This window comes from Micropruina sp. (genome assembly GCF_047602385.1).
GTDB lineage: Bacteria > Actinomycetota > Actinomycetes > Propionibacteriales > Propionibacteriaceae > Micropruina.
This window is the reverse complement of the sequence record NZ_JASGHL010000001.1, coordinates 785,049-801,842: the sequence shown is the minus strand read 5'-3', so window position 1 is coordinate 801,842 and position 16,794 is coordinate 785,049. Positions and strand designations below refer to the sequence as shown.

12 protein-coding genes and 4 tRNA genes are annotated in these 16,794 nt (G+C 67.1%); 8 read left to right on the top strand and 8 right to left on the bottom strand.

Annotated features, from left to right (window positions below; genetic code table 11):
- Nucleotides 1-36 precede the first annotated feature (36 nt).
- Complete coding sequence (locus QM711_RS03720; RefSeq protein WP_415096358.1) at nt 37-348, top strand: hypothetical protein; 312 nt, start codon at nt 37-39, stop codon at nt 346-348.
- A 112-nt stretch (nt 349-460) separates the two neighbouring features.
- Here the strand turns inward: QM711_RS03720 and QM711_RS03715 are convergent, their stop codons facing one another.
- The 3 genes from QM711_RS03715 to QM711_RS03705 form a co-directional block, all read right to left on the bottom strand.
- Nucleotides 461-793, bottom strand: coding sequence for a hypothetical protein (locus tag QM711_RS03715; protein ID WP_415096357.1), 333 nt, complete (start codon nt 791-793; stop codon nt 461-463).
- A gap of 1 nt (nt 794) precedes the next feature.
- Nucleotides 795-1,460 carry an AAA family ATPase gene (locus QM711_RS03710; protein ID WP_415096356.1) on the bottom strand — a complete coding sequence of 222 codons (666 nt, stop codon included), beginning with the start codon at nt 1,458-1,460 and terminating at the stop codon, nt 795-797.
- An 89-nt stretch (nt 1,461-1,549) separates the two neighbouring features.
- Nucleotides 1,550-3,250, bottom strand: coding sequence for a glycoside hydrolase family 13 protein (locus QM711_RS03705; RefSeq protein ID WP_415096355.1), 1,701 nt, complete (start codon nt 3,248-3,250; stop codon nt 1,550-1,552).
- Between the two features lie 159 nt (nt 3,251-3,409).
- Here QM711_RS03705 and QM711_RS03700 point away from each other — a divergent pair, with 159 nt between their 5' ends.
- The 3 genes from QM711_RS03700 to QM711_RS03690 all read left to right on the top strand — a co-directional run bounded on the left by QM711_RS03700 (nt 3,410) and on the right by QM711_RS03690 (nt 5,758).
- Nucleotides 3,410-4,486 carry an ATP-dependent DNA ligase gene (locus tag QM711_RS03700; RefSeq protein WP_415096354.1) on the top strand — a complete coding sequence of 359 codons (1,077 nt, stop codon included), beginning with the start codon at nt 3,410-3,412 and terminating at the stop codon, nt 4,484-4,486.
- A 70-nt stretch (nt 4,487-4,556) separates the two neighbouring features.
- Nucleotides 4,557-5,453 (top strand): polyphosphate kinase 2 family protein, encoded by an 897-nt coding sequence (locus QM711_RS03695; RefSeq protein ID WP_415096353.1) that lies wholly within the window; start codon nt 4,557-4,559, stop codon nt 5,451-5,453.
- Between the two features lie 161 nt (nt 5,454-5,614).
- Complete coding sequence (locus tag QM711_RS03690) at nt 5,615-5,758, top strand: GPGG-motif small membrane protein (RefSeq protein WP_415096352.1); 144 nt, start codon at nt 5,615-5,617, stop codon at nt 5,756-5,758.
- A 246-nt stretch (nt 5,759-6,004) separates the two neighbouring features.
- On the opposite strand, the gene QM711_RS03685 is transcribed toward QM711_RS03690, so the two are convergent.
- The 3 genes from QM711_RS03685 to QM711_RS03675 form a co-directional block, all read right to left on the bottom strand.
- Nucleotides 6,005-6,799 (bottom strand): sirohydrochlorin chelatase, encoded by a 795-nt coding sequence (locus tag QM711_RS03685; RefSeq protein WP_415096351.1) that lies wholly within the window; start codon nt 6,797-6,799, stop codon nt 6,005-6,007.
- A gap of 274 nt (nt 6,800-7,073) precedes the next feature.
- The gene (locus tag QM711_RS03680; RefSeq protein WP_415096350.1) at nt 7,074-10,616 is read right to left on the bottom strand and encodes a PKD domain-containing protein; all 3,543 of its coding nucleotides are present in this window, start codon (nt 10,614-10,616) and stop codon (nt 7,074-7,076) included.
- Between the two features lie 196 nt (nt 10,617-10,812).
- Nucleotides 10,813-10,884, bottom strand: a tRNA-Val gene (locus QM711_RS03675).
- Between the two features lie 146 nt (nt 10,885-11,030).
- On the opposite strand from QM711_RS03675, the gene QM711_RS03670 reads away from it, so the two are divergent.
- The 3 genes from QM711_RS03670 to QM711_RS03660 all read left to right on the top strand — a co-directional run bounded on the left by QM711_RS03670 (nt 11,031) and on the right by QM711_RS03660 (nt 11,293).
- Nucleotides 11,031-11,103 (top strand) — tRNA-Gly (locus tag QM711_RS03670).
- Nucleotides 11,104-11,145: 42 nt separating this feature from the next.
- Nucleotides 11,146-11,216: transfer RNA gene (locus QM711_RS03665), tRNA-Cys, on the top strand.
- A 1-nt stretch (nt 11,217) separates the two neighbouring features.
- Nucleotides 11,218-11,293 (top strand) — tRNA-Val (locus tag QM711_RS03660).
- A gap of 166 nt (nt 11,294-11,459) precedes the next feature.
- Here the strand turns inward: QM711_RS03660 and QM711_RS03655 are convergent.
- Together QM711_RS03655 and QM711_RS03650 are read right to left on the bottom strand one after the other, a co-directional pair.
- Nucleotides 11,460-13,700 carry a right-handed parallel beta-helix repeat-containing protein gene (locus QM711_RS03655; protein WP_415096349.1) on the bottom strand — a complete coding sequence of 747 codons (2,241 nt, stop codon included), beginning with the start codon at nt 13,698-13,700 and terminating at the stop codon, nt 11,460-11,462.
- Between the two features lie 360 nt (nt 13,701-14,060).
- Nucleotides 14,061-14,288 carry a hypothetical protein gene (locus tag QM711_RS03650; protein WP_415096348.1) on the bottom strand — a complete coding sequence of 76 codons (228 nt, stop codon included), beginning with the start codon at nt 14,286-14,288 and terminating at the stop codon, nt 14,061-14,063.
- 416 nt (nt 14,289-14,704) lie between these two features.
- On the opposite strand from QM711_RS03650, the gene thrS reads away from it, so the two are divergent.
- Nucleotides 14,705-16,726 carry a threonine--tRNA ligase gene (gene thrS, locus QM711_RS03645; RefSeq protein ID WP_415096347.1) on the top strand — a complete coding sequence of 674 codons (2,022 nt, stop codon included), beginning with the start codon at nt 14,705-14,707 and terminating at the stop codon, nt 16,724-16,726.
- Nucleotides 16,727-16,794: the final 68 nt, after the last annotated feature.

The following is a 16,794-nucleotide window of genomic DNA, read 5'->3' as shown; positions in this document are numbered from 1 at the left end:
GCCATCCGCGAGGCGAAGGCAGCCTACGATCTGGTGGTGACCTGGCTCAGCGACTATCGGTTCTCGCCGGCGTTCCACGACCTCCGCGACCAGAACGGCGCCCGTGCGGGCACCTTGGCGGCGGAACTCGAGCGCGAGCTGGGCCCCGGCCATCAGCTGGCGACCGAAGATTGGCGGGTGATCGCCGAGGCCATACCGCAGGACGAGATCGTGCTTGAACTGGACGGTGAAGGCGCCGCGCTCGTGCACCTCACCTGGAAGGGGACGACCGAGATCGCCCCGCACCCCCTCACCACGATCGTCAGCAGCCGCGCGCAGTTCGACGCATTGGTGCAGGACCGCTATTGACCGAAGCGCTGCTCGACGAAGCCAACGCCGGCTGAGCGTGCCGACACCCCTTGGCCGGACCACAGGGTTCAGGTCTCAACGAGCTCGACCAAACGAAAGCTCAGCGCGATTCCTAGTTGCCAGTGGGTCGGGAACGAGGGTCGTCGAGGCGGGTCCGAAGCACGCCGCCCCAGTAATCGGGGGCCGATTCCAGCGCAGCGGGAACGGGCCAGCCCGGTGCGGACTCAAGCACATGGATCAGGGTCCAGGCCATCCCGAAGGCATCGGACTCGTCCGCAGGAAGCAAGCCCGCCAGGACTGTCACCTCGTCGTCGCTGAGCGGTTGGGAGATCTGCCCGGCCAGCTCTTCCCATCGCCCAAGCGTCGTCGGATCCGCCGCGGTCTCGGTCGGCAGCGGACCGAGCGCCGCCAAAGCCGTCACCATCGGACGCAGTTCGCCACTCATGTCACGAGTGCAGCGCAGTAACCGATTCCAACGCAACCGACGTTCGTCGGCTGGCACACACTTGCCGCAGCACCTCCGCGGCGTTTGCGCGGTCGACGAGCAGCACCGAGCCGTCGTCGGTGCCTCTCGACCCGCCGGCCAAGCTCGGGCGGAGTCGCTGCCAGTTCTGCCAATGCTCGTCGAAGGAGCGGACGACCCGGCCGCGACGCCGCTGACCCTCCTGTGCGGACGTCCGGTCGACATCGATGTAGAGCTCGGTCACCCGCCAGCCGGCCCGGCGGGCGAGTGCAATCAGGGTCCGCCGACGTCCGAACCGGGTGCCGGGGTCGTGCAGCACCAGCCGTCCGGACGAGGACGGCCCGACCAGCAGCTGCGCGACCGTCCGCACGGCATGCGCGGTGTGCACAAGCCAGCGGTAGCGACGGTAGGGAACCGAGGCCGGGAGCCGTTGACGCAGCCAGCCGCTGACCTGCTCCGGATCGACCACGCGCACCCCGCCGAGCCCCGCCGTTGCCCGCGCGATGGCGGTGCTCTTGCCGGCACCCGGCACCCCGCCGACGATGATCAGCGCACCGGATTGGGCGGCTGCCAGGCCGACCCGCGAGGGCGTCGGCGATCCTTCGGACGGCGCCAGCTCGCGGCGCTCGGGCGGTTCGTACCGGAGCATCCCTCCAGATCAGCCGCTCATTCGCTGATTTCTCGCGCCAACTCGCCCTTTCAGGGTGAGTCCGGGGGAACCCCCAGGCTCGGGACCAGTCAGTTGCGGAGCCAGACCGTGGTCTCACCCGGAAGCTGATCACCGGCGAGCGAGCCGCTGGTCAGCAGCACCTCGCCCTCCGGCAGCGCCACCGGTTCGGTGCCGAAGTTGGTCACCGCCGTCCAGCCGTTCGGACGCCGGAACGCCAGCACGCTCGGAGACACCTGCGTCCAGTCCAGGCTCTCGGCGCATTCCAGCTCGTGCCGCAGGCTGAGCGCCCGACGGTACAGGTTGAGCGTCGAGGCCGGATCGTCCGACTCGGCATCCACGGCGTAGCCGGCGAACCAATCCGGCTGCGGCAGGTGCGCGGTACCCGCGCCGAAGCCGAACGACGAGCCGGTGGACGTCCAGGGCAGCGGGACGCGGCAGCCGTCGCGTCCGATCTCCACCCCTCGGTTGCGGAAGAACGCCGGGTCCTGCCGGTCCTCGTCCGGGATCTGGCCGACCTCCTGCAGGCCCAGTTCCTCGCCCTGGTACAAGTACGCCGAACCCGGCAGCGCCAGCATGAACAGGGTGGCGGCCCGTGCCCGGCGCGGGCCCTGGGCCGAGTCCACCGCGTCCGGCTCGCCGCCGTCCAGCAGCCACTGCTTGCCGTCGTTGCCGCCGGCGGCCGATTCGGCCCCGGGAGCGCCCGCGCCGACGACGCCGGCCGGCAGTCCGTAGCGGGTGGCGTGCCGCACCACGTCGTGGTTGGAGAAGACCCAGGTGGTCGAGCCGCCCAGTTCGGCGGTCGCCGTCAGATTGCGATCGATGACCTCGTGAAAGTCGGCCGCCGAGAACTCGGCCCGAAGCAGGTCGAAGTTGAAGGTCTGGCCGAGGCCCTCAGGGGAGGAGTAGCGGGCCTGCCGGTGCGGCAGCACCCAGGCCTCCGCGACCGCAGTGCGCGGCGGGTCGTACTCGTTGAACACCGCACGCCACTCGGCGTAGACATCCTGCACCTCGTCGCGGTCCCACAGCGGGTGCTGGCCGTCCTCGAACTGGTCCACGCCGTCCATCACCAGGACGATGTCGTCGAACCCGGCGTCCAGGTTCTTCTTCAGCCCGTGCGCCACGTCGACCCGGAAGCCGTCCACGCCCCGGTCACTCCAGAACCGCAGCGTGGTCAGGAAGTCGGCATGCACGTCGGGGTGGTCCCAGTTGAAGTCGGGCTGCTCCTTGGCGAACAGGTGCAGATACCACTGCCCGGGGGTGCCGTCCGGTTCGACGACCCGTTCCCAGGCGCCGCCGCCGAAGATCGACACCAGGTCGGTCGGCGGAAGCTCGCCGTTCTCACCCTTGCCGTCGCGGAAGATGTAGCGCTCGCGCTCGGCCGAGCCCTTGCCCGCGGCGACCGCGGCCTTGAACCATTCGTGCAGGTCGGAGGAGTGGTTGGGCACGATGTCGACGACCACCTTGATCCCTGCCGCGTGCAGTGCGGCCACCATCTCGTCGAAATCGTCGAGGGTGCCGATCTTCGGGTCGACGTCGCGGTAGTCGTCCACGTCGTAGCCGCCGTCGGCCAGCGCCGAAGGATAGAACGGGCTCAGCCAGACGGCGTCCACACCGAGTTCGGCGAGGTAGGGCACCCGCGAGGTGATCCCCGACAGGTCGCCGATGCCGTCGCCGTTGGCATCGGCGAAACTGCGCGGATAGATCTGGTAGACGACGGCCTGGCGCCACCATTCGGGCGCGTTGAAGACATCGTGCGAAGAGAGCGACATTGGTCTGCCTCGTCCTTCCTGGACGCTTGTGGGTGGTGCGGCGGCGAGGGCGCCGGCCGGAGACGGGAGCTGATTCGATGATCGGATCAAGTCGGCGTTGGATCAGCCTAACAGCACGGTGACGAGCGTCACACCGGCCCGGACTGCACAATGTCTTTCATGCAGCTACCCGTGATGCCACCGGTGAAGCCGATGCTCGCCAAGTCCGTGCCGACCATTCCGACCGGTGCGCTGAGCTATGAGCCGAAGTGGGACGGCTTCCGTTCGATCATATTCCGGGACGGCGACGAGGTGGAGATCGGCTCGCGCAACGAGCGCCCGATGACCCGCTACTTTCCCGAGATCGTGGAGGCCGTCAAAGCCAACCTGCCGGAGCGCTGTGTGCTTGATGGCGAACTGATCGTGGTGATGGGGGACCGGCTGGAGTTCGAGGTGCTGCAGCAGCGCATCCACCCGGCCGCCAGCAGGGTGAAACTACTGTCCGGGCAGACGCCGGCCAGCTTCGTCGCCTTTGACCTGCTCGCCCTGGGTGACGTGGACTACACCGAGCAACCCTTCGAAGAGCGCCGCGCAGCGCTGGAGCAGGCCCTTGCCGATGCGGAGGCGCCGATCCACCTCACCCCGATCACCCGCGACCCGGCGCTCGCCGAGCAGTGGTTCGCCCAGTTCGAGGGCGCCGGGCTGGACGGGGTGGTCGCCAAGCCACTCAACGGCAGTTACCAGCCGGACAAGCGCACCATGTTCAAGATCAAGCACCAGCGGACGGCCGACTGCGTGGTCGCCGGCTACCGCGTCCACAAGACCGGGGACGACGTCATCGGCTCGCTGCTGCTGGGGCTGTACAACGCCGCCGGCGAGTTGGCATCGGTCGGGGTGATCGGCGCCTTTCCGCTCGCCCGCCGCAAGGAGCTGTTCGCCGAGTTGCAGCCGCTGGTGACCACCTTCGACGAGCACCCCTGGGCCTGGGCGCGGCAGGAGCAGGGCGCCCGCACACCCCGGAACTCCGAGTACAGCCGCTGGAACAACGGCAAGGACCTCTCCTTCGTGCCGCTGCGGCCCGAGCTCGTGGTCGAGGTGCGCTACGAGCACATGGAGGGCGTCCGGTTCCGGCACACCGCCCAGTTCAACCGCTGGCGTCCGGACCGGGAGCCCCGCTCCTGCACCTACGAGCAACTCGAAGAGCCGGTGAAGTACGACCTGGCCGACATTCTCGCGACCCGTTCGGACGCCGGCTGAGCGGCGTCCGGAGCCGGGGAGTATGGCGATTCGCCTAGTGCGACCGACGCCGGTGCGCCAGACTACGGTGATGGCAGCCAAGAAGAAGTCGACGAAGACCAAAGCGTCGGCGACCAAGCCGACCGAGCCGCTCAGCGCGCTGCTGCGACTGCCGAGCGGGCCGGTCGACCTGAGCGCGATCGACACTGCCGCCACCCCCGGGTACCCCGGTGCCGGCAAGGCGGACGCCCCGGCGCTCACCGAGGCGCTGACCCCGGAGCTCTCCGAACTCCAGGAGCGGCTGTACGCGAACGGCCGGTCAGAGGTCGAGGGTGCGCCGAGCGTGCTGGTGCTGCTGCAGGGCATGGACACCTCCGGCAAGGGCGGGGTGATCCGGCACGCCATGGGCCTGGTCGACCCGCAGGGCATTCAGCTGACCTCGTTCAAGGTTCCTACCCCGGAGGAGCGCAAGCACCACTACCTGTGGCGGATCAGGCGGGCGCTGCCGAAGCCGGGCATGATCGGCATCTTCGACCGCTCGCAGTACGAGGACGTGCTCGTCGTCCGGGTGGAGCAGCTGGTGCCGGTGAGCGAGTGGAACGGCCGCTACGACGAGATCAACGACTTCGAGAAGAAGGCGGCCGAGGCCGGCACCACGATCATCAAGTGCTTCCTGCATGTGTCGTTCGCCGAGCAGAAAGAGCGGCTCACCGCGCGGCTGGCGAGTCCCGCCAAGTACTGGAAGTACAACCCGAGGGACGTCGACGCCCGCGCGAAATGGCCCGCCTACCAGGAGGCGTACACCGACGCGCTGGAGCGCTGCAACACCGACCACGCGCCGTGGTTCGTCATTCCGGCGGACCGCAAGTGGTACCGGAACTGGGCGGTCGCGCAACTGCTGCGGGAACACCTGATCGGGCTCGACCTGTCCTGGCCGGAGGCCACCTTCGATGTGGCGGCCGAGAAGGCTCGGGTCGCGAAGTCGTGAGCCGTGATCGGACGACGATCCGCCTCCGCGGTTGGCGACTCACCCTTTACAAGGTAGTCACAGCGTCTTTTCCGGCGTAGGCATGGGGAAGGGAGCGACCGCTCCCGGCGATTCGTCGCGGCAGCCCATCCGGTCGCCCGGCGTGGACTCAGGAGGTACTCATGACAACGGTGTTGTGGATCATCGCCGCGGTACTCGTCATCTCGGGGATCATGGCCATCGTGCGCAAGCAGTTGCTCTGGGGCATCGTGCTGATCGTGGTCGGGCTGCTGGTCGGTCCCGGCGGGGTCAGCATCTTCCACTGACAAGTGACCAGCGGACGCTGGCCGAGCTTGTCGAGGCTTCGGACGACCGGGCCTCGACAAGCTCAACCAGGGAAGCGCTGATCAATCATGTCCCGGCTGCGGCGCACCCGACGAGCGATCGACGACGCCCTTCTCTTGCGCCGGATGGCCCGATGCGCCCACACGATCTGGGCGCCGTCGCTCATCTCGCCGGGCACGTCCTCGCTCGGAACAGCATTGATCAGCGCGTCCTAGGGAGCGCGTCGATCAGGCGATGGTGAGATGCCGTGCGGGTACCTCGTCCTCGATGTCGTCGAAGCCGAAGTCGAGCAGGTCCATGGCGGCGAACGCGTACCGGGCCAGGATCAGGTCCATCACCTCATGCGCGGAGCCGAGCGGTTCGCTGACCGAGACGGCTCCGCAGCGCAGCGCCAGGTCGGACTGGGTGTGGAACAACTCGGTGGCGGTCAGGAAGAAGGAGCCGACAGCGATGTGCCGGCGGCCCTGGGCGCGCAAGCCCTGGATCGCCTGGGAAACCGACGGACCCGAGCCGTCCGCCACCGCGGTGAGGCAGGGCAGCCGGTGATGGGTGGACCACTGCCGGGCGCGCCGGGCGAGCAGGGCGTTGCCCCGCACGTCGCCACTGCGAGCGGACGAAAGCACCAGGCCGTCCAGTTCGAGCACCCGGTGCGTGGCCAGCGAGGCACGCAGCCGCTGATCGAGCACGGTCAGCAGGCTGACCTCGGGGCCGACCGGACGCGAGACGCTCACCCGCAGGTCCGGGTACAGGTTGCGCAGCTTCACCGACTGGCCGATCACCCGTTCGTCCGGGTCGATTGCGTGGGTCAGTTGCAGCGGCACCAGAACCACTTCGGTGATGCCCTGCTTGATCAGCTGGGAGACCACCTGAGCGGTCGACGGGGAGCAGTGATCGAGGAAGGAACAGTGCACCGACAAGCCCGGTCGCATCCCCTGGAGACCCTGCCTCAAGGAATGCGCGACTTGGGCGACCTGGGCATCGGTGCTGCCCATTCCCACCATCACCAAGGCTGGAGCGGTCATGTTGTGCCTCTCTCGCGTCACATGTCCTGCGGCTCCATTGCCGGCGCTTTTTCGTAGCACCAACATCTCTCGCGGCTTGTAGCAGATGCAAATCGAATGACCGATATATGAGACGGTCGTCTCAATCCGCGGAAGTTCCCGCGTTACACACCGGCGGCCGCCCGTGCCGATCGGCCGAAGGTCTACCGAGCGCGACCACTCGTACCAAGTCGAGACCGAACCCGCGCGAGGGCCCCGCCACGACGGTCGTGGACGGGGCCCTCGTCGGACTGTCTCAGGGTCGAGCGCCGGCCCAGAGATCGTCGAACGAGGTACTGACCGGCGCGTTGGTGGCCGAACCGGACAGGTATGTGGACAGCCCGATCCAGCCCGGAGCTTGCAGCGCGGCAGTCGAGTCGGTGACCGAACCGGTCCATCCGGCCGGTTCAGCGGTTCCCACAGCCCAGACCTTGGCCCGAAGGGTGGTCGGTGAGCTGCCGAATCCCTGCACCTTGAGGTTGAGTCGGTCACCCGGTGCCACCGTGAGCCCTGCCACGGCCTGGGTCAGCAAGGTGGTGTCGCTCCCGCCCGCGGTGCGAGCCAGGATCAACGACACGGTGCCGTTGGCGAGATACCGGACATCCGCTCGGTAGGAACCACCAGCAGTGACGCGCGGACGGGCAGTGACGTAGATGCCGCCTCCGGTTGCCGCCTTGTCGACCCCGATCGTCATACGCAGTTCGGTGTCCGAGGAGGTCACCCCCGTCAGCGCCACCGCCGGTCCGCTGCCGGCGCTGCCGATCCTGAGGGTGCCCTGGCCGTTGCCGACCGCGAAGTTCGACGCGCTGCCGCTACGCACCCAGGCACCGCCGATGTCGGCATTGCCCCAACCGTTGGTCACCGTGCGGCTGAAGGCGTCCGCCGCGAACGGTGTGCCGGCAGCCGCCACGCTGATCTGCCTGGTGACGGCCCGGCTGGCTCCGTCGTCATCGGTCACGGTCAAAGTGACCGCGTAGTTCCCGCTGCTCGGGTAGTCATGGGACGTGGTGGCGCCGGAACCCGTGGTGCCGTCACCGAAGGCCCAGTGATAGTCGGCGATGGTCCCGTCCGAGTCGTTGGAGCCGGTCCCGTCGAAGTCCACCGACAGCCCGTCCACCGTCTCGGTGAATGCCGCTGTCGGCGGCACCGTCACGCTCACCTGCCGGGTGAGACTGTGGGTGGCGCCGTCGTCGTCGGTCACGGTCAGCGTCACCGGGTAGGTGCCGGCCTGCGCGTAGTCGTGCGACGCGGTCACCCCGGTGCCGGTCGCGCCGTCGCCGAACGTCCACCGGTAGTCGGTGACCGTGCCGTCGGGATCTCGGGAATCGGTGGCATCCACGGTCACCTTCAACTGGTCGGCGTGGGTCGAGAAGGCCGCCACCGGACTCACGTTCGGCGTCGGTGCGCCTGATCCGGCCGCGTAGTGTGCGGCGATCTCCGGCGCCGTGAGCGCGTGCTTGTAGACCGCCACCTCGTCGATCCGGCCGGTGAAGAAGCCACTGAGCGGCGCCGACGGCCAGCCGTTCACGGTGTCGCCACCGATTCGCCAATAGCCGAGGGAGAGATGCTCGGCGGTGACCACGTCCGGATTGACGCCCACCTGAGCCCCGTCCACGTACAGCTTCAGGCCTTCGTTGGACAGCGTGCCGACAACATGGTGCCAGGCACCGTCGTTGTAGGCGCTGGTGCTGCTGGCGACCAGCCGCTGATTGGTCGGCCGGGTGCCGAAGTGGATCCGACCCAGATTGTCCATGTACAACTGCCGGTCGTGCTTCTGCGAGTTGCGGTCGGTCCGGTTGCTCCAGCCCACGATCCTGCCGCCGGTCACACTCGTGGTGTTGAACCAGGCCTCGATACTGAAGACATCGGGAGGGCTGTGCTGCACCAGCGTCGTCTGCCAGCCGGTGTTGGTCCCGCTGAAAGCTGACGAGGTGTCGTTGTCGCCGCTGATCGCGCCGGGCAACCCGCGGGTGACGCCGGACTGCGCCGTCGACGGCATGAAACCGACCCGGTCGGCGGACAAGGCGACACCCGACGGCTCGCCGAGGCGCCAGTAGTTGGTCGGCTGACTGGCGTAGACGGCCTTGACGTAGGCGCTGTCCGATCCCGAACCGGCAACCGTCACCGGCGTCCAGGGTGAGTTGGCGGTGTTTCCGAACGGGTCGGTCACGGAGACTCGGTACTGGTGGCTGGAGCCCGGAGCCAGGCCGGTGTCGGTGAATCCCATCGTCACGGTCTCCCAGCGGCGGAATCGCTGAGTGACGGAGTGGCGGAGGTTGGCGACGATCTGGCTGTCGCGGTACACCCGGTAGGTGAGGTTCTCGTTGTCATCGTCATTGTTGGCCATCCAGTTGATTCGGACTGAACCGGCTTCGGTCGACGTGACGTTGAGTGGATAGGTCGTGTTGGACAGCTTGGGACCAGACAGATTCGGCGCCTTGTCGCGGATGGCGAACCGCGAGATGCCCTGCTGGTTCCGGTTGTTGATCCGGGTGAATTCGCCGGCCAGGACGACATAATCGCTGGTCCCGGTGACCGTCCACGGGCCTTGGAACTGACCGGTGTAGCTACCCGCGTTGAAACTGGGATACCAGCCAAGCATCTCCGGCGCGGGCTGCCCGGCGAAGTTGTAGTACCGGCCTTGATCCGGCTCCCAGGTCAGTGTGCGGGTCGGCTCCGTGGTCATCGCGATCGCTCGGTAGTACGGATAGTCGCCGACTCCTCCGGCCCCCTGCCGGACGCCGTCGAGATTTTCGCAGTAGTGGGTGTGGCCCGCGGTGTAGAGCACTTTGCCGATCACTTCCACGTCGTAGGTGTCGCCGTGGCAGTCGTTGATGAATCGCACGTCCCCGCCGTCCCAGGAAGCCGCGAAGACGCCTTCCATCGTTCCGCCGCCGCGTCCAAAGGTCCAGCCGGAGCCATAGACGTACGTGCCGTCAGTGGTGAAGGCGTCGATCGCCCCATCGGTGGTGCCGTTCCGGACGATCGAGTTGACTGCCATCGGCAGGTTGGAGCCGGTCACGGCGTCGACCATCCCCAGGCCGTAGCCGGGATTGTTCGAACCGTTGAGGGCGGTGAAGGATCCGCCGACGGCCACCTTGGTGCCTTGCGGGTTGACTAGGACGGCCGCGACGCCGCCACCTCCGGTGGCTTGTGGGGCCCAGTCCAATAGCTGGCCGGTCGTAGTGAACGCGGCCAGGAATGGGCGGCGGGCGTTGCCCACGCTGGAGAAGTTGCCCCCCACGTAGACGGTGCTGTTCGTGGCGGACAGCGACCGCACGGAGCCGCCCACCGGCGGCGCGAACGTGCCGATCAAAGCGCCGTTGGCCGTGTTGAAGGCGGCGACCCGGCTGCGCGCCTGGCCGGCCACCGAGGTGAACTCGCCCCCGATGTAGAGCCGGGACCTGTCCGGTGAGACCGCCACGGCCAGGATCTGGCCATTGACGGACGGGCTGAACGGCAACAGTTGACCGCTGCTGACATCGAACGACATGAGATTCGTTCGCGGCACTGTGTTCTGCCCAGGAGCGGCCCCATAGGGTCGCGCGTTGCCAAAGCTGCCGGCGATGTACACGGTGTCGTTCACCATTGCCGAAGCCCAGGCGACGCCGTCGATCTGGGGCGTGGGCAACAGGTCGTTGGAGACCGTTACCGGCGTCTTCGGATCATTCGGATCCGCCGGCGCGGTATCCGCTCGTGCCTGGTTGCCGGCCGCGCCGGCCAGGCCGGTGAGGAGCAGTGTGGCGGTGAGCGTCCCGACCAATAGTCGGAACGGCGTCCTGGAAGCCCGTGCGGGCATGCTGATTGATGGCACTTGTTCCCCCGAACAAGATCGCGGCGTCTCCTCCCGTGGCGACGCCATTTGGGCGAACTGTAGGGCGTCTGGCCGACCCGGTCGAGTGCCATGCACGTGCGGCCTCGGTTGCACGGGGCCAGAGGTTGTGGAGTAGCACTCAGAGAGGGCAGTGCGGTTCCCGGATCGGGATCGGCTGCGGTGGGCGATACTGGGTTCGAACCAGTGACCTCTTCGGTGTGAACGAAGCGCGCTACCACTGCGCCAATCGCCCGCGACTGGCAACGATAGCCGATCCGGACCGCGGTTCGCACATCGCGGGGTGCAGGGTGTCCAGCGGCGCGCTCGGTTTGCTGACTCTGAGTCAAGGTTGTTAAGGTTGCATCCGCACCGGGGAGCCCGCAAGGGTCCGGATCGCATGCGGACGTGGCTCAGTTGGTAGAGCATCACCTTGCCAAGGTGAGGGTCGCGGGTTCGAATCCCGTCGTCCGCTCGGAGTTGGTCTCGTACCTACCACAGCGAGGCCGGTTCTCGCGGTGGAGTGGCCGAGAGGCGAGGCAACGGACTGCAAATCCGTGTACACGGGTTCAAATCCCGTCTCCACCTCGGGCGGTTGGCGCAGTTGGTAGCGCGCTTCCCTGACACGGAAGAGGTCATCAGTTCAAGTCTGGTACCGCCCACCATCACTAAACCCGGCCCTGAGGCCGGGTTTAGTGTGTATTGGGGATGGCCCGACGATCCGATGCCGAGCGTGGCGCACTCCTGGGCAGGTCGACTGCCAGACTCGCGTACTCCATCGGCCAGTTGGTGGCAGACCTCACCAGCCCTCAGCCTGCTATTGACGAGCGCTCAGAATCTGCCGACTACCTTGGCGCCCACTGGACGACGGATCGCGGCGGCGACGTCGGCTGGAAGCGGCAACGCAATGGCATCAGACTCGGACTTCACGGCGGACGTCAGGTTCAGGTCGTCATCGGTGATACTCGCGCCGACGTACTCGCGCCCGCGATCCTCCTGCCCAGTCGCGGACGTGAATGCCGATAGTGTGGTAAATACCTCCGGGTCGACAATGGTGCCGCGCGACCACACCGTCAGCCATCGGGTCTGATGGCGAGTCGCCCGGCCATACACATTGCCGTTCGCCGTGACCTGCATCTGCTTGGCAGTGTGTTTGCGACTGTAGTCTTCCACGCACAACAGGCAGTTGCCGACGCCGGACGGATTCGCAATAACGTTGTTGGCAACCTCGACCGGGCCGAGCGTCCACGGCATATCGCGATTGGGCCAAGGCTGCCGGGGGTCGACGGCTTGGTCGTCGCGGTTGACGTTGCGACGCGTGTCCTGCACCAGATTGATGGCGCGGCCCCCGCCAACGAAGGTGTTGTTCCATATTTTGACGTCGCTGGTGTTGTTGACTTCGACACCGAACTCCGCATTGTCCACGAACGTGTTGTCGCCGACGATTGCCTTTGCAGAGATCTCGAGGAACAAGCCGGTGGTGGCGTTGCCGCTGAATCTGTTCAATCTGAACACCGAGTCGTACACCGACATGTCCTCCCAGAAGCCATAGGCGTAGTTGTCGGCGAACTCCGACCCGACGACCTGGACGCCTCGGGTGTGGCCGACCTTGACCCCTCCGGCGTTGGGGGCGGCGTTGAAGTGTTCGTCGTTGTTCTTGGTGGCCAACACCCGCTCGAAGGCAATGTGGTCCGCGAATCGCGCGTGGATCCCGAGCATGCCTGCCCCGCTGACTGTGACCTGCCGAAGCGTCGCGTTCTCGCGCAGCACGGACAGGCCAGTGGTCGCCGAGTCGGTGATGGTGACGTTCTCCAGGGTGGCTCCGGGGCCTTCGACGGTGACTGCGCCCATGTGAAACACCGATGGCGAGTAGCGGCGGATGCCGATGCCGCGGATGGTCACGTCTTCGGCCCGGATGCTCAATGCCTTGTGCCGGGTGCTGGCGGCGATCATCTGACCGTTGGGGTTCGTCCCCAGGTAAAGCCGGGAGGTGGCTTCATCGAGGTAGAAGGTGTCTTTGGCAAGCAGCGATCTCGACTTGACCTGCGCCAGCGGCATGCCGTTGATGAAAACCTGGTCGGGATGTGCCGCCATCGGGTAGGCCGAGTCATTCACGAATCGCCAGCCCGGCTCGGTGTTGTCGGGAACCCCCTGGGTGTAGGTGGGGGAGTGGTCGAACCGCGTCGTCCAGTCGTCCTTGCGCCAGTTGTCGCCGTCGGCCGACCACCCATCGATATCGGTGGAGCCGTCCAGCCACACGGCTTCGCGTGGGTACGCCTGCAGCGTCACCCGCTTGCTGATGGTCAGAGTCTCGCGATAGGTCCCCCCGCGCACGACGACGGTCCCGCCCGCTGGAGCGAGCGCCAGGCCCCGCCCGATCGTCCGCACCGGGGCTGCTGCCGTGCCGGCATCGGCGTCGTTGCCGGCGGCCGAAACGTAGGTTGCGCCGGTCGGTGCGGAGTAGAAGGAGTCGCCGGGGGCCAGCGCGCCCGGCGCGTCCCTGTGATTGGCGGCTTTGCCGGCCGCGACCCGAAATGCCTCCCCTTCGAGTTGCCAGCCAGCCGCTGTCATCTCCCGGTCGTCCCCGATGATGGCCAGCCGGTGGAGCCCGTTCTTTGTATAGCTGAACACCGGCCGGGTGTCGTCGGATCCCGACGCGAATGCGTAGAATCGGACGCCCTGATCGACATACCCGGAATTCTTTGCTGCCGCCAGACGTGCGCTTCCGGCGAGCGCTTCGGTGAAGTCGCCGGTGCTGGCGTCATACAGCCGATGCACGGCGGTGAGTCCGGCGGCACGCGTCTTCGAGACTCGGAATGGGCTGCCGAGATCCTGGGTGAAGCCATACTTGACGGCGCCGTCTGCCTCATCGCTCCATACCGTGGCGAGGGTCGTGCCCCTAGCGGGGTTGCCGCGCAGGTAGATCGGGTCGTCGAGTGCGTCGACGGGGTTGGCGGCGCCGGGAACACCGGCGCTGCTGATGGCGATGAACACGATGAGTGCGGCGATGGCAATGCGAATGGGGTTCGTAGGGACCGGTGCAATGGACGCGACTTTCTCAGCGCTGGCCATGAGTGGAGCCTTCGTGTATTGGGGGGTGGGTATTCAGATGTCGTGTCAGAGAGAGTGACCCGGAAGGGATCTGGATGAGCAGGTTCCCAGCGTCGGAGCAGTCTTTCGACACCGTCATTATTCCCGTTCTGCGCGGACAAGAAAACCGACCAACACTAAACGCACGCCGGGCACCCGGACAGGCAGTCGCACCATCGTCCGGACGCCGTCACCGGCGGACTGGAGCCGGCGGGAGGTATGCAAATAGGACGCTGAGAGGTGCGGAAGAATCCGGTGCGAGCCGAGCAGCGCCGGACTCGTTCCGGACGCGCCTCGCCAGTAGCTTGCGTTCGAATGGACGCAACCCGTCCAGCATGTCGATCAGGACGCCGACTCGAGCGCGGGCCGGTTGTAGTCGACGCCGCGTTGTGTGCTCAGCCGGGTGGCCTCGGGCACCAGCGCCGGCACGGACGCGAAGTGGTAGAGGGCCAAGGCCTGGTCGACCCCCGCCGCGGCCACGGCCCGCGCCGAGACGCCGGTGATTCCCGGGCCGGCGAGCAGGTCGATGGTGGCGGCCAGCAGTCGCTGCCGCGTCTCGGATGCCGCCATGCCGGCGGCATCCTGCGGGTGGCGACTCGGCAACTGCACAGACAAACACAGCTCAAGTCACCCGCAGGGGGGACCGATCGAAGTAGCCACCTCACCCCGGTGTTCCTAAGGTCACTAGCGGGGGAGATCAACTGCCGTCCGGCCCGGGGGGAGACCGGCTGGGGGTGGCTGATCCAGCGACGGGAGAAAGCGCTCCAGCAAGGAGCTTCACCTTCCTGACTGTGATTGATGCCGGGTTCCGCACGGGGGATCGGAACCCGGCATCAGTGCGACCCGGCTCAACCATCACACACCGCGCGCCGGGCGTGCGGGTGATCGGGTCATCTTCGGGGCGAGCGGTCCGAGGCGAATGCGGCAGAATAGGCCGAGCGTTCGCGGGCATATCCCGCACCCTCTCTGCCGAAAGGACCGTCACCGTGTCTGTCTCCGTCTCCGTATTCCGCAACGACTCTCGCGAGGTGCGGACGGTGGAGACCACGACCACCGGCCTGGATCTGTTCGGCACCGACCGAACTGTGGTGGCGATGCGGGTCAATGGAGAACTGCGCGACCTCTCCCGGCCCCTGGCCGACGGCGATGAGATCGAGCCGGTCGCGATCGATTCGCCGGACGGGCTGAACATCCTGCGTCACTCCACCGGCCACGTCACGGCGCAGGCCGTCCAGTCGCTCTATCCCGGCACCACGCTCGGAATCGGACCGTTCATCACCGACGGCTACTACTACGACTTCGACACCACGCGTCCGTTCACGCCTGAGGACGTCGCCGCCATCGAGAAGCAGATGGGCCAGATCGTCCGCGAGCGGCAGAAGTTCGTCCGCCGGGTTGTCGCCGAGGACGAGGCGCGTTCCGAACTGGCCGGCGAGCCGTACAAGCTGGAACTGATCGGCATCAAGGGCAACGCCGGCTCGACCGAGGGTGCCTCGGTCGAGGTTGGCGGCGGCGAGCTGACCATCTACGACAACGTCCGGCGCGACGGATCGGTGGCCTGGAAGGACCTGTGCCGCGGTCCGCACGTGCCGCACACGGGCTACTTGAACGCCTACGCGCTGATGCGGACGTCCGCCGCCTACTGGCGCGGTGACCAGCGCAACGCCCAGCTGCAGCGGGTCTACGGCACCTCCTGGCCGACCCGCGACGACCTGAAGGCGTACAAATTCCGGCTTGAGGAGGCGGCCAAGCGCGACCACCGCAAGCTGGGCGCTGAACTCGACCTGTTCAGCTTCCCGGACGAGATCGGCTCCGGCCTGCCGGTGTTCCACCCGAACGGCGCCATCGTCCGGATGGAGATGGAGGACTACTCCCGGCGCCGGCACGTCGAGGCCGGCTATCAGTTCGCCTACAGTCCGCACCTCACCAAGGCGCACCTGTTCGAGACCTCCGGGCACCTCGACTGGTACGCCGACGGGATGTACCCCCCGATGCACCTCGACGAGGAGCTGGACGCCGACGGTAACGTCCGCCGGCAGGGCCAGGACTACTACATGAAGCCGATGAACTGCCCGATGCACTGCCTGATCTTCCGCTCCCGCGGCCGGTCGTACCGGGAGTTGCCGCTGCGGCTGTTCGAGTTCGGCACGGTGTATCGCTACGAGAAGTCCGGCGTGGTGCACGGCCTGACCAGGGCCCGCGGCTTCACCCAGGACGACGCGCACATCTACGCCACCAAGGAGCAGTTGGCCGATGAGCTGACCAGCCTGCTCCGCTTCGTCCTGGATCTGCTCGCCGACTACGGGCTGGAGGACTTCTATCTGGAGCTGTCCACCCGGAATCCGGAGAAGTCGATCGGCGACGACGAGACCTGGGAGATGGCGACCAACACCCTGCGCGAGGTCGCCGAGGCGTCCGGGCTGGAGCTGGTCCCGGATCCTGGCGGCGCGGCGTTCTACGGGCCGAAGATCTCCGTCCAGGCCCGCGACGCGATCGGCCGCACCTGGCAGATCTCGACCATTCAGCTGGACTTTTTCGAGCCGGAGCGCTTCGAACTCGAGTACACCGCTCCGGATGGCAGCCGGCAGCGTCCGGTGATGATCCACCGGGCCCTGTTCGGCTCGATCGAGCGGTTCTTCGGCGTGCTGCTGGAGCACTACGCAGGCGCGTTCCCGGCCTGGCTGGCGCCGGTCCAGGTGATCGGCCTGCCGGTCGCCGAGGAGTTCAACGACTACCTGGCCGGTGTGCTCGATCAGCTGTCTCAGCGTGGCATTCGGGTCGAACTGGACGCGTCCGACGACCGGTTCGGCAAGAAGATCCGCAACGCGTCCAAATCGAAGGCGCCGTTCGTGCTGATCGCCGGCGAGGCCGACCGCGACGCCGGCGCGGTGTCGTTCCGCTTCCGGGACGGTTCGCAGCGCAACGGCGTCCCGATCGACGAGGCGGTGCGGACCGTCGTCGACTATGTGGCATCCCGCGCCAACGCCGATCCGACCGCCGAAAGCTGAGCGTCATGGCGTCCCATTCCGAGGGACAACGGACCGAAAGAACCGTCCCCTCGGTCCACAACCCGGGC